General features: G+C 45.5%; 9 protein-coding genes. All 9 read left to right on the forward strand.

Features of this window, described 5'->3' with window-relative positions:
* Positions 1–75: 75 nt before the first annotated feature.
* The 9 genes from MHN00_RS04615 to MHN00_RS04655 all read left to right on the forward strand — a co-directional run bounded on the left by MHN00_RS04615 (position 76) and on the right by MHN00_RS04655 (position 13,472).
* Positions 76–1,824: a diguanylate cyclase gene (locus MHN00_RS04615; protein WP_110288121.1), complete on the forward strand. Its 1,749-nt coding sequence runs from the start codon at positions 76–78 to the stop codon at positions 1,822–1,824.
* 105 nt (positions 1,825–1,929) lie between these two features.
* Complete coding sequence (locus MHN00_RS04620) at positions 1,930–3,048, forward strand: adenosylhomocysteinase (RefSeq protein WP_239300447.1); 1,119 nt, start codon at positions 1,930–1,932, stop codon at positions 3,046–3,048.
* A 185-nt stretch (positions 3,049–3,233) separates the two neighbouring features.
* Positions 3,234–4,439 (forward strand): Xaa-Pro peptidase family protein, encoded by a 1,206-nt coding sequence (locus tag MHN00_RS04625; RefSeq protein WP_039226002.1) that lies wholly within the window; start codon positions 3,234–3,236, stop codon positions 4,437–4,439.
* 31 nt (positions 4,440–4,470) lie between these two features.
* Positions 4,471–5,577: a Gfo/Idh/MocA family oxidoreductase gene (locus MHN00_RS04630; protein ID WP_039226003.1), complete on the forward strand. Its 1,107-nt coding sequence runs from the start codon at positions 4,471–4,473 to the stop codon at positions 5,575–5,577.
* Positions 5,578–5,900: 323 nt separating this feature from the next.
* Complete coding sequence (locus tag MHN00_RS04635; RefSeq protein ID WP_239300449.1) at positions 5,901–7,043, forward strand: aldo/keto reductase; 1,143 nt, start codon at positions 5,901–5,903, stop codon at positions 7,041–7,043.
* Between the two features lie 129 nt (positions 7,044–7,172).
* Entirely contained in the window at positions 7,173–8,222 is a 1,050-nt protein-coding gene (locus MHN00_RS04640; RefSeq protein ID WP_069944916.1) for an NAD(P)-dependent alcohol dehydrogenase, read from the forward strand.
* Positions 8,223–8,245: 23 nt separating this feature from the next.
* On the forward strand, positions 8,246–11,425 hold the full coding sequence (locus MHN00_RS04645) for an efflux RND transporter permease subunit (RefSeq protein WP_239300451.1): 3,180 nt from the start codon (positions 8,246–8,248) through the stop codon (positions 11,423–11,425).
* On the forward strand, positions 11,418–12,557 hold the full coding sequence (locus MHN00_RS04650) for an efflux RND transporter periplasmic adaptor subunit (protein ID WP_239300452.1): 1,140 nt from the start codon (positions 11,418–11,420) through the stop codon (positions 12,555–12,557). Before MHN00_RS04645 ends, MHN00_RS04650 begins: the two co-directional genes overlap by 8 nt.
* 27 nt (positions 12,558–12,584) lie before the next feature.
* Positions 12,585–13,472: a LysR family transcriptional regulator gene (locus tag MHN00_RS04655; protein ID WP_039226007.1), complete on the forward strand. Its 888-nt coding sequence runs from the start codon at positions 12,585–12,587 to the stop codon at positions 13,470–13,472.
* Positions 13,473–13,496: the final 24 nt, after the last annotated feature.

Raw genomic sequence — 13,496 nt, forward strand, 5'->3', positions numbered from 1 at the left:
TATTTATATAAGAAAGGGTTGCCGATACAAAAGCTTGCCCTGTGTTTAAAAGCCCCTATTCAAAAGAATTGATGTATGAAAGCACTTCTTTTATTTATTGGTTTTGTAATAGTTAATTGCTTGTGGGGCGGGCTCTCTCACGCTTACGCTAAAAGTACTGCGTCTTTAGATAAAATGCAGTTAGTTAACGACAAGCTGTGGATGTATTACGAGGAAGGTAGTCAGCTTACTGCTGAAGACATCCTGACTAAATATCAGCAGAATACACTGATAAAAAATACTAAAGGGCGCGTTAGTTATGGGTTCACTGGTAACACGGTTTGGGGTGTGTTAGCTGTTGAATTAGATACATATGGTGTTCTTGTTACTCGTATTGCTAAAAATAGCACAATAAACGTACCTTTTCTTCCTCTGAAAATAGAAATAGATAATGCGTGGCTAGACGATATCGACCTCTATTTTTTCGAAAACGGTCAAAGAAAGCGTCATGTAAAACTTGGTGATAATCAGGTGCATAGTGCTCGCTTTGAAAACGCGCGAATGCCTTCTGTATTCTATCGATTTACCCAGCCTGAAACGCTGGTGGTTTTTCGATTTTCCTCTGAAGATCCTATGACGATCCCCATATACGTAGGGCCACCAGTAGTTGCCAAAAACAAGACAACGGAAAATGCGTATTTTTATGGCGCGTTGTACGGCGCACTCGTTATTTTATTGGTCTACAACTTGGTTCTATACTCCTATCTCAAAGAACGGCGCTACCTGCTTTATTCCTTATACCTTCTCTCGTTTTTGCTATTTAACTTCACTTATACCGGTCATGGTTTCTGGTGGCTTTGGTCAGAATCGATATTCCTTCAACAGTGGCTTTTGCCCGCGCTAATGTTTTTGTATTTGTTCAGTGCGGTAAGATTCACCATCGAGTTTCTTAATACCCAACTCTATCTACCAAAGCTCTATCGGTGTAGGAAGTATATTTATGGCGCATTGGGCGCACTCGCTGTCATCATTGTGTTGATTGGAAGTCGCTCTTTCGCGGTGATGTCGCAGCTTGCCGTTTTAACAACAATAGCGATTTGGATGTTGTTGATAGGAATTTTTGCCTACCGTAATGGCGACACATTAGCTAAATTTTTCCTTCCAGCCATTTTATGCGGAACCGGCGGTGCGATGGTGTCGAGTCTAGCCACATGGGGGCTTATTCCATACTCGAAATGGGCATTTAGAGGCATTGAAATCGGCATGGTGTTGGAAATGTCTTTACTATCTATCTCACTGGCATTTAACTACAAACAAGTACAGCAAGCGCGCAGAAACGCCGAGCGTGACGCAAGGCTCGATCCACTTACGTCGCTTTATAATCGGCGAGCTTTTGAAGACTTGGTTTATCCTATTTGGGAGATGGGAAAGCGCAGTAATAAGTTCATGTCGGTTATGCTCATTGATATTGATTGGTTTAAAGGTATCAACGATAAATATGGTCACGACATGGGTGACAAGGTGCTGAAAAAAGTCGCTGAAGAAATTAAAGGGCAAGTTAGGGGCTCTGACATTACCTTTCGCTGGGGCGGCGAAGAGTTTTTGGTATTTTTGCCCAATACTCGGGTGCATTACGCCAAGCAAATTGCCGAGAATCTCCGCGTACACCTTTTCACCCACGACATTAACAAATTCATACGAGTGACAGTAAGTATAGGTGTGGCAGGAACCTCGCCAGGCGAAGAGAATGTCAATGTTCTCATTAAACAGTCAGACCAAGCCTTGTACCTAGCGAAAGCAAAAGGTCGAAACAAAGTGGTGGTTTGGGAGGAAGATTCAGAATAAGAGAAAATAACCGAGAGGAGAAATTCAGGAAAGTATCTAGCTGATTTATAAATACAGCATTCTCACGTATGATTCTGCTTTTCATTTTCTCAGAGTATCCTTTTCATGTACCAAGATTTTCAAGCAGAGTTGGCGTGGGCTAGCCTTCATATGCCGCGCACTCGTAATGCCATTGCATCACTTCCCGATCTGTCGAACGTTAAACTTGCTTGCAACATGCATTTAGATTTGAAAATGGCGCCTTTGGTTGAAGGGCTACTTTCACGAGGATGCGACATTTTTCTTACCACGTGTAACCCCACTACAGTGCAAGATGACGTGGTGTCTTACCTTGTTGATAAAGGCGCAACGGCCCATGCATGGCGTGATATGAGCGAGGCTGACTGGTCTGAGTCATTCGATAAAGCGCTGGCGTGGCAACCTACCCATTTGTGTGAAATGGGCGCTGATCTGACAACTCGACTTCACGAAAATATAAAAGCAAGTAAACCAGTACCGAGCATTGTATCGAGCTTAGAAGCAACGGGCTCTGGCATTAACCGTTTAAATGGTATGGCGCCAAACTACCCAATTTTTAACTGGGATGATTTGCCGGTAAAAGAAGGGCTTCACAACAGGCACATGGTGGGCTTAAGCGCATGGCAAACTTTCTTCCAAACCACTCATTTAACCTTGCACGAAAAAGTAGTGGTTGTTATTGGTTATGGTTTGGTAGGGCAGGGCGTTGCTGCCTCGGCTAAAGCGTTTGGGGCACAGGTTCAAGTGGCAGAACTTGATCCAGCAAGAGCACTTCAAGCGAAATACGACGGCTGGTCAGTGGTCGATTTAAATGAGGCCGCTAGCCAGGCTGATGTTATTGCCACTGCAACTGGCGCGTATGGCGTGGTGAATTCGAGTCATCTAGACAACATGAAAGACGGAACGTTTATTTTAAACGTAGGCCATGTAGCCCAAGAAATTGATGTGCCTTACCTTAAAAACAATGCTACTCACAGTGAGCCAATGCCTTATGTAAATGCCTATAAACTGGGCGATAAAACACTGTATCTTCTAGCCGATGGCTCTATGTTTAACTTAACTGCGGGCTATGGTGACAGCATTAATGCCTTTGACGTAACTTTGGCTGTCATGGCTGCGGGCATCGGCTATATCGTGAATGAAGGTGCAAAAAGCGAAAAAGGCTTGTACTTGTTGCCAGAAGCCGCGTGGAAAAGTGCGCTTTAAAGCGCTGCGAATCATAAGAGAGTGTTTATCTTTTAGTACGCAGTACAAAAGGTCTAGCCACCTCTGCTTATCTCGACATTCCTATTGAATGTTGTACAGTGAGCCCGTTTTAATAAATTCATAGTTAAGGCGGGCTGATAAGCACTTCAATAGACAATCAGCCTTGCGCCAGTGTAGGGAAAAAAATGGGCAAAATAATAGGCACAAAAACACCACAACAGGCTTTAGATAGCCTTGTCAACATGACAGGCGACCTTCGCCCCATAGAACTCTCTGAATACAACGCCCGCATTGCCAAGGCGCAGCATTATATGCAGGAAAATGGCATTGGTGCGCTCTACTTAAACGCTGGTACTAACTTAGCGTATTTTACAGGTATGCAGTGGTACGCCAGTGAGCGTTTAGTCGGTGCGCTCTTGCCTGCAAAAGGTGACCTTGTATATCTAGCTCCTACCTTTGAAATCGACTCTTTAAACGAACGCAAATTAGTGGAAGGCGACATAATTGGCTGGCAAGAGCACGAGAGCCCATATGCGCTTGTCATAGCTATGCTAGAAAAACTGAACACCGCTGGAGGCGATAAACTGGGTGTGGATGAGTCGACCCAGTTTTTTATCGTAGATGGTTTGAACAAGATGCTTGGCCAATCTTGGCAAATTATCAATGGTGCAGAGGTAACAGCACACTGTCGCATGCACAAATCTGAAAGTGAACTCGCGCTTATTCAACGCGCTATGGACATGACCCTAGCTGTGCACAAAGCGACTGCCAGTATGCTTTATGAAGGTATTACCACGACAGAAGTTGAAGCATTTATTAACGATGCACATAAGAAAGTGGGGGCCGCTGGTAACTATTTTTGCATTGTACTTTTTGGAAAAGCCACCTCGTTTCCCCACGGCGTTAAAGACCCTCAAGTACTAAAGAAGAACGACTTAGTATTGATTGATACTGGCTGTAAGGTGCATGGCTACCTCTCTGATATCACAAGAACCTATTGTTTTGGTGAGCCAACCGATAAGCAACGAGCATTATGGGAAAGCGAAAAGCGCGCGCAGCTTGCTGCATTTAACGCTGCAAAAGTTGGTGTTCCCTGTGGCGATGTTGATAAAGCCGCGCGAGACAGCTTAGCTAAAGATGGCTTAGGACCAGACTATAACTTACCAGGTTTGCCCCATCGAACCGGGCACGGCATCGGTATGGATATTCACGAATGGCCTTATTTGGTGAAAGACAATCCTCACCCGCTAGCATCTGGTATGTGTTTTAGTAACGAACCTATGATCGTAGTACCAAACGAGTTCGGTATTCGCTTAGAAGATCACTTTTATATGACCGAAGATGGCCCTGTGTGGTTTACTGAGCCTAGCGAATCGATTGACGCGCTTTAGTAGCGTCTAAAAAACATTTAAAGGAATAAAGATGAGAAGAACGGTGGGCAGGTTTTTAAGCGCGCTATTGGTTGCGTTGTCTTTTGGCAGTGCACACGCTTCGGATAAGCTAAAAATAGGTGTGGTTGGGTTAACCCACACCCATGTTCATTGGATTTTCGAAAGCGAAAAGCAAGGCCAATTTGAGATTGTTGGCATTGTTGAGCAAAACAAAGATCTGGCTCAGCGTTATGCCACGCAGCACAACTACTCCATGGACAAAGTGTATGATTCGATGGACGCCATGTTCGCTGAACAAGACGTTCAGGCGGTCGCTGCGTTTGGTACCATTTACGAGCATTTAGAAGTCGTGCAAAAGGCGGCGCCGCGCGGCGTTCACGTTATGGTTGAGAAGCCCCTTGCGATTAATATGGAACACGCATCGGAAATGGAAGCCCTCGCCACAAAGCACAACATTCATCTACTCACCAACTATGAAACCACGTGGTATCCCACCAATCATAAAGCGTATGAAGCAATAAAGAATGACGAAGTTGGCGACATTCGCAAAGTCATAGTACGCGATGGTCATAAGGGGCCAGCGAAACTTGGCATTAACAGTGAGTTTTTAGACTGGCTTGTTGATCCGAAGCAAAACGGAGGCGGCGCGATTGTCGACTTCGGTTGCTATGGTGCAAACCTTATGACTTGGCTGATGGAAGGGAAAAAGCCGCAGAGCGTAACGGCAATCACTCAACAGCTTCAAGCAGAAAACAACCCTCAGGTAGATGACGAATCTATCATTATTCTAGGCTATGAAAACGCCAATGCCATTGTGCAAGGTTCTTGGAACTGGCCAATAGGGCGCAAGGATATGGAAATTTACGGTGAGACAGGCGCAGTATATGCCGACAATCGTCATAACTACCGAATGCGCATTGCGAAAGGGTACGACGACTTTGAAGAAACAACACTTACCCTGCCTGAACGAGCTGCGCCATATAACGACCCTTTCCACTATTTCAAAGCACTCATCAACGAGGAAATTTCTATATCACCTTATGACCTATCTGCGCTGGAAAACAATATGGTGGTAGTAGAAATTCTTGATGCGGCTAGAGAAAGTGCCAAAACCGGTAAAACCGTATATTTGAAGTAATCTCCCCAACCGATTTTGCTGAGCGAAAAGCGTCATCATTTAGCTCGCAAGGACTGTTTTCTAGCAAGTCTTTGTGAGCTCAACCAACACCTTCAACATCTCATTTATTAATAAAATTCATCTTTCTTAGCGATTAATTTCAATAGTGTGTACCTGTAAGACTCGGTAGGGTTAAACAGTCATTTGACGCAGCTCTACGCCAGTAAATTAGCCTACCTTCAACAGGCACCGTGCTATCTATCTGAGTCAAAAAAACTCCAAAAGCGTTTGATGTCATCCATTTTTCTATTTCCTAGTTTATGCAATTCAATTTGGAAGGTTTTATGTCGATTGAAAAAGACCAACACGCAAAAGACGAGTCAGCTACAGCTATGGGACGTCGTTATTTCATTAAAGCATCTGCGCTGGTTGGCGCAGGAATGGCCACTGGAATTCACGAGTCCGCTATTGCTAAATCACCATCGGCTGTTCATTCAAGCGCTTATCAACGCATAGCGCGAAAGCTTGGAGAGCTAGAAGTTTCGCCATTAGGTTTAGGGTGTATGAGCATGAGCAGTGGTAGCTACAACCCGCCGAGAAGCGTTGCTGAAATGGAGCCTGTAATTCGAGGCGCTTTCGATGAAGGCGTTACTTTTTTTGATACAGCGGAAGTTTACGGCCCTTTTACCAATGAAACTTTGGTGGGGGAAGCATTAAAGCCCATTAGAAACAACGTGATCCTGGCCAGTAAGTTCGGTTTTGATTTTTCCAACAGTCAGCGAAGTGGAAGAGACGCCAGGCCTGCCTCCGTCAGAAAGGCTGTGGAGGGGATGTTATCCCGACTGCAAACTGATCGTATCGATTTGCTCTACCTTCACAGAGCAGATCCAAACGTGCCCATTGAAGACGTTGCAGGCACAGTGAGTGAACTTGTTAAAGAAGGGAAAGCCCGACACTTTGGGCTGTCAGAGGTATCGCCCGATACGATCCGTAGAGCTCACAAGGAATTCCCTGTAAGCGCCGTGCAAAGCGAGTATTCAATTATTGAAAGAGCGATGGAAAATCAGGTACTAGACACCTGCAAAGAGCTAGGCATTGGCTTTGTTCCTTGGGGGGCTGTGTGCCGAGGTTATTTGGCAGATAAGTTTAACGAATACAGCCGATTTTCTGATGAATCAAGACTATCGTCAGTGCCTTATTTTACTCCTGAAGCACTAGCTAATAACCGTAAAATCCTCGGTCTAGTGAGAAGCTGGGGAGCGGAACGAAACTTAACGCCAGCTCAATTTTCACTTGCTTGGGTACTTTCTCAGGGAGACTTCATCGTGCCAATCCCTGGTAGCACTAAATTACATCATATAAGAGAAAACCAGGGCGCATTGAACGTTAGATTTAGCCAACAAGAATTAGCAGAATTTCGCACCCAGCTAGACGCTATAGCGCTAGTCGGCGTGCGAAATCCTGATTCTGTTCTCGAAAATAAATGATATTCATGAATTAAACTAATTAGTCTTTGCGTATTTAACGAATTAATTAGCTGACGCTCTCAGAGTAATCTGTAAATGACTTAGTTAGAGCACTAGCCACAGGGGCTAGTGATGATTACGGAGAGCGTTATGGCTTCAGAAATAAAAGCACTTGTAGCAGAAAAAGCGGGAACAACGTTAAGTCCCCTTACTATCTCTCGCCGAGAACTTATGCCAGACGACGTGCAGTTTGACGTTCTCTATTGCGGGATTTGCCACTCTGATCTCCATCAGATGCAAAACGACTTCGGTATGTCTCAATATCCAATGGTACCGGGTCATGAAATCGTAGGCAAAGTCACAGCAATTGGCAGTGATGTGACCAAATTCAAAGTAGGTGATCTCGCTGCGGTGGGATGTATTGTAGATTCGTGTGGCAGCTGCGCATCGTGTGATGGCAAGTTAGAACAATTCTGCGAGCAAGGCGTAACGTTTTCGTTTAACTCGGCAGATAAATATTCAGGCGGCCAAACGTTCGGTGGATTCTCAAAAAGCTATGTGTGTAAAGAGGCTTACACACTAAAAATGCCTGAATCACTTGACCTCGCGGCAGCTGCGCCATTGCTATGCGCAGGTATTACGGTGTATTCACCGTTGCGACACTGGAACGCAGGCAAGGGCAAGAAAGTTGGTGTTGTCGGTCTTGGTGGTTTAGGGCATATGGCGATAAAAATGGCCAAAGCAATGGGCGCTGAAGTTATTGTTTTTACTACATCACAAAATAAAGCAGCTGATGCAAAACGACTGGGAGCACACGACGCAGTGGTCTCGACAGACAAGGTCAAAATGGCCGAATACGCATCAAAAGTAGACCTTATCATTGACACGGTTTCAGCCAAACATGACGTGAACGAGTATTTGAACTTACTCGCCATTGACGGCAGCGTTGTATTGGTGGGGTTACCGCCAGAACCGCTAGAAATAGGTGCCTTTAATATCGTTATGGGGCGCCGAAGCTTTTCCGGATCAAACATTGGCGGAATTGCTGAAACACAAGAAATGTTAGGCTTTTGCGATAAACACAACATTACTGCAGATATTGAATTAATTAAGGCATCAGAGGTTAATCAAGCGTTTGAACGCCTAGCGAAAGGTGACGTTAAGTATCGGTTTGTAATTGATATGTCGACATTGTCTTAGTCACTTTTTGTTAAGGAAAAACCATGCTCGCATTGGTTAGAGTTGCACTGAATAAGCCGTACACCTTCGTGGTGTTGGCGCTATTAATCGTGATTTTAGGAGCTATAACGGCAGCAAAAACGCCCAAGGATATCTTTCCTAATGTAGACATTCCTATCATCGCCATCGCTTGGCAATATCGAGGTTTGCCTCCGGATGAAATGGCGGGGCGCATAACCACGCCATTTCAAAGGGCGTTGACCAGCACGGTTAATAATATTGAGCATCTGGAGGCGACGTCATACAACGGTTTTGGTGTGGTGAAAGTTTATTTTCATCCCACTGTCGACATTAATATGGCAAATGCACAAGTGACGGCCGTGGCGCAGACCATGGTTCGTCAAATGCCTTCAGGAACACAGCCTCCGCTTATTATGAATTACAGTGCGTCTACTGTACCAGTGCTTCAGCTGGCATTGTCAGGGAAGGGGCTAACCGAGCAACAGCTAGCTGATTTAGCAATGAATCAGCTGCGCTCTCGTCTTGTCACTGTTCAGGGAACGGCTATTCCTTGGCCGTTTGGTGGAAAGTCACGACAAATTCAAATAGACCTCGACCCCGACGCGTTGCAGGCGAGGGGGTTGTCAGGTCAAGACGTGGCAAATGCGCTGGCAGAGCAGAACGTCATTATTCCTGCTGGCACGCAGAAGATTGGTGAGTATGAATATACCATTCAAATAAATAACGCTCCTAAAACCATTGAGGAGATTGGAGACTTACCGATACGCGTAGTAGATGGCACCATTATCTATATTCGCGAAGTTGCTGACGTGTATGACGGCAGCGCTGTGCAAACGAATATTGTGCACGTAGACGGCGGTCGCTCGGTGCTGATGAGCATCTTTAAAAATGGAAATACCTCAACATTAGATGTCATAGAGGGCATTAAGCGTCGTTTAGAGGAAGTTAAACCCTCCATGCCTGACACGCTAGAAGTTAAACAAATTGGCGATCAATCTCTCTTCGTGAAAAACGCGGTTAACGCGGTTCTACTCGAGGGTATTATTGCCGCACTGTTAACCTCGTTGATGATATTGCTGTTCCTAGGTAGTTGGCGCTCAACCCTCATTGTGACGGTATCAATCCCGCTCTCTATCCTCGGAGCACTGACAGTCATGTCTGCTCTTGGTCATACGTTAAATATTATGACGCTAGGGGGGCTGGCTCTTGCAGTAGGTATTTTGGTTGATGAGGCTACCGTTACGATTGAAAGCATCAATGCTCATTTGGAAGAAGGGAAAGATGTTGTTAGCGCCATCATTGATGGAGCGCAGCAAATAGCAACTCCTGCTTTTGTTTCGCTTTTGTGTATATGTATTGTATTTGTACCTATGTATTTTCTACAGGGAATTCCGAAGTACCTCTTCGTTCCAATGGCTGAAGCTGTAATGTTGTCCATGCTGTTTTCTTTTCTTCTTTCTCGAACGCTCATTCCAACACTCGCCAAATACCTTCTGGTAGAAAACAACAATCATTCTGTGCGCACGCCAACTGGAATGGCGTTATGGTTAAGTAAGGGGCACAAGCGCTTTGAACAAGGTTTCAAATCGTTTCAACATAGCTATTCGCAAGTGCTTACGAAAGCCATTGCGAGTCGAAAATTATTCCTAGCGGGTTTTCTTAGCTTTGCCATTGTGTCATTTGCCTTAATGCCGTTTATTGGCCGAAATTTCTTCCCTACCGTTGATAGCGGTCAAATATCCATTCATGCCAGAGCACCTGTTGGCTTGCGTGTTGAGGAGACCGCTGCGCGTTTCGGCGACATACAAAAGGTGATAAGGGAAGTCATTCCAGAGCATGAGCTGGCGGCTATGGTGGACAACGTGGGGACGTATATTTCAAGCATGAATACCATTTATGCGAACAATGGAATGATAGGTTCGCAAGACGGCGACATACAAATTTCACTCGCACAAGATCACGCGCCAACAGACGTTTATATTAAACGCCTGCGCGAAGTGTTGCCTGAGCGCTTCCCCGATATGACGTTTTCGTTCTTGCCCGCTGATATGGTCAGTCAGGTCCTGAATTTTGGTGCGCCATCGCCAATTGATATTCAGATTAGAGGGAACGACCTTGATGCCAACTTCGACTACGCCAACACGCTAATTAAAGCGTTAAGAGCGATACCAGGAATTGCTGACGTAAGAGTGCAGCAAAGTCGACAGTCACCGTCGTTAGACATAGAGGTAGATAGAACCCAAGCGGCCTATGGCGGCCTAACTCAGCGTGATATTAGTCAATCGTTAGTGGTGAATTTGTCGGGTTCAGCGCAAGTTGCGCCCACGTTTTGGTTGAATCCTGAAAATGGAGTGAGCTATCCCATTGTTATGCAAACACCTCAGAGAGCACTGGACTCTTTGTCCGCCCTAGAGAACTTGCAGCTGAGTCAGCCATCCAGTAATGCCAGCGACATTCCAATAACGTTGAGTACTGTAGCAAGTTTGTCTCGCTCGAATATTAGCGGTGTTGTGTCGGAATACAACATTCGACCTATGGTTCAAATATTTGCAACAACGCAAGGGCGAGACTTAGGTGCAGTTAGCGAGGATATTCGCTCAGTGATTGATTCTTTGGCCGAAAGTAAGCCGAAAGGGGCTACCGTTGAACTTGAAGGGCAAGTAGCCACCATGAACCAAGCGTATAACGGTTTGCTATGGGGGCTGTTAGGCGCGGTTGGTCTTATCTATTTTGTCATTGTTATCAATTTTCAGTCTTGGCGAGATCCGTTTGTCATTATTTGTGCTTTGCCTTTTGCGATAGCTGGAATTTTATGGATGCTTTTTGCCACTAAAACCACGTTCAGTGTACCTGCACTTACTGGCGCAATCATGTGTATGGGCGTGGCAACCGCCAATAGTGTGCTAGTTATCAGTTTTGCTCGTGAAAAAATCCGTGAATTGGGCTGCGCTCGTGAAGCTGCCATCGCTGCTGGTTTCGCCCGATTGCGCCCCGTTTTGATGACAGCCTCGGCAATGATTATAGGCATGTTGCCTATGGCGATAGGCTTAGGGGAAGGCGGAGAACAAAACGCCCCATTGGGTAGAGCCGTAATAGGTGGCCTATTAGTAGCGACCTTGGCCACGCTTTTCTTTGTTCCCGTTTTGTTTAGTTTGCTCCACAAAAACTATGTTCAACCTTCGACAGGAGACGCTAATGTCTAACGCAACCATCAATAACACCCAAAAGGTGAAAATTTTCGCTGTAGGAATTACCCTTTTGGTAGTAGCTATCGTGGTAGAAGGGACGCTATACCGGCAAGCTCATAGTGAAGAAGTCAAAGCATGGACAGAGCAGCGGCAAATACCTACTGTCGCAGTAGTAACGCCTGCGGTTGAGCAAACAAGTAAAGTCATTGAACTGCCAGCAAGATTGGAAGCTCAACAAGCGACAGCGATATTCGCCAGAGTTGATGGGTATGTTAGCAATTGGTACTTTGATATAGGCAGTCGTGTTGAAAAAGGGGCTGTGCTTGCTGAACTGGAGACGCCGGATATCGACCAGCAAATGTATCAGGCAAATGCTGAGTTAGAACGCCGCAAGGTTGAAGCTTCACTGGCACAAAGCACGTTAAACCGGTGGTTAGGGTTAGCTGAAACACAGGTAGTCAGCCAGCAAGACGTAGAGCAAAAGCGAAGTGAGCATTTGGCTGCGCAATCGGCAGTAAAAGCTGCACAGGCAAGTTTGCAGCAGTGGAAGGTGCAAAAGCAGCTTGCTCGTGTCATTGCTCCTTTTTCTGGCACTATCGTGGCGAGAAATTTGGACGTGGGTGATTTAGTTAACGCTGGCTCAAGCGATATGCCGCCTTTATTCAGAATAGTTTCAGCGGATAAGCTAAGAGTCTTTGCGGAGATCCCACAAAAATATGCCGCTGTAGTTGAGTTGGGGTCGTCTGCAAACCTTATTGTTCCGGAATATGATGATAGAGTTTTCGTAGCAGAGGCTGTGCGCCGCACTTCAACGGTTAACCCGCTTAGCGGCACATCGCGCGTAGAGTTTAGTGCAAGTAATCAAGAGGGCTTATTGATGCCCGGAGGCTATGCGAAAATCAGAGTAACGTTAGAGAGCCCTGCACCTGTCATCACCATACCTGCAAGTGCACTGATCTTTAATGCACAAGGGCTTTTGGTCGCTACAGTCAATGAAGAGAACGAGATAATCATAAAGCCTATTTCACTGTCCAGAGATTTGGGGAGAACTGTGGAAATAGCACAAGGGCTAAATGAAACGGATCGCGTCGTTACTAACCCTCCCGATGGTGTGTCTAATAAAGATAAAGTTAATGTTGTGGGTTAAAGGAGCGCTTGAAGTGGCGTACTACATATGAAAACACGTTTGAATGACCTGATTGCCTTCGTGGCTGTAGCTGAGGAAGAGAGTTTTACTCGAGCTGCAGCACGGCTTTCCGTTTCCCAGTCGGCCTTAAGTCATACGATAAAAGGGATGGAAGAGCGGTTAGGCTTACGTTTACTTACCCGCACAACGCGAAGTGTGTCGCTGACAGAAATTGGTCGTAAGCTCTACACGTCTGTTTCTCCAAGGCTGCAGGACATTGAAAACGAACTCGACTCGCTAAATGCGCTAAAAGACAGCCCGTCTGGCACCATTCGAATTTCCTCTGCTGAACATGCGGCTCGCAATGTGTTGTGGCCCAAAATTGTGAAATTCATGGAGGCATACCCAGACATAAATATTGAAATGTCGGTCGACTACTCACTTACAGATATCGTTGCCGACAAGTTCGATGCTGGCGTACGTTTAGGGGAAAGCTTGGCTAAAGATATGATTGCCGTCAGTATTTCTCCTCCTTTAAGAATGTCGGTTGTTGCGTCACCAGAATATTTTGAAAAGCACGGTATTCCGCAAAGCCCAAAAGATTTGTCCGCGCATAAATGTATAAATTTAAGGTTGCCGACCTATGGAAGGTTATTGGTTTGGGATTTTGAAAAAGAAGGCAGGGAGGTCAACGTACGCGTAGAGGGCCAGTTAACGGTCAACAAGTCATTCTTTATTCGGGACGCAGCATTGAAAGGGTTTGGTATCGCTTATCTACCTGAAGATATGGTTAAGCAAGATATAGAAGCTGGATACCTTCAGCGTGTACTCGATGATTGGTGTGATGAATTTCCCGGCTACTATTTGTATTACCCCAATCGAGCTGAATATTCCCCTGCGTTTTCATTATTTGTAAAGGCGATGCGTGAATACTGAGTTCACGCTATCAAGCCTTTTACG

This window comes from Alteromonas sp. Cnat2-8, assembly GCF_022348355.1.
Classification (GTDB): domain Bacteria; phylum Pseudomonadota; class Gammaproteobacteria; order Enterobacterales; family Alteromonadaceae; genus Alteromonas; species Alteromonas macleodii.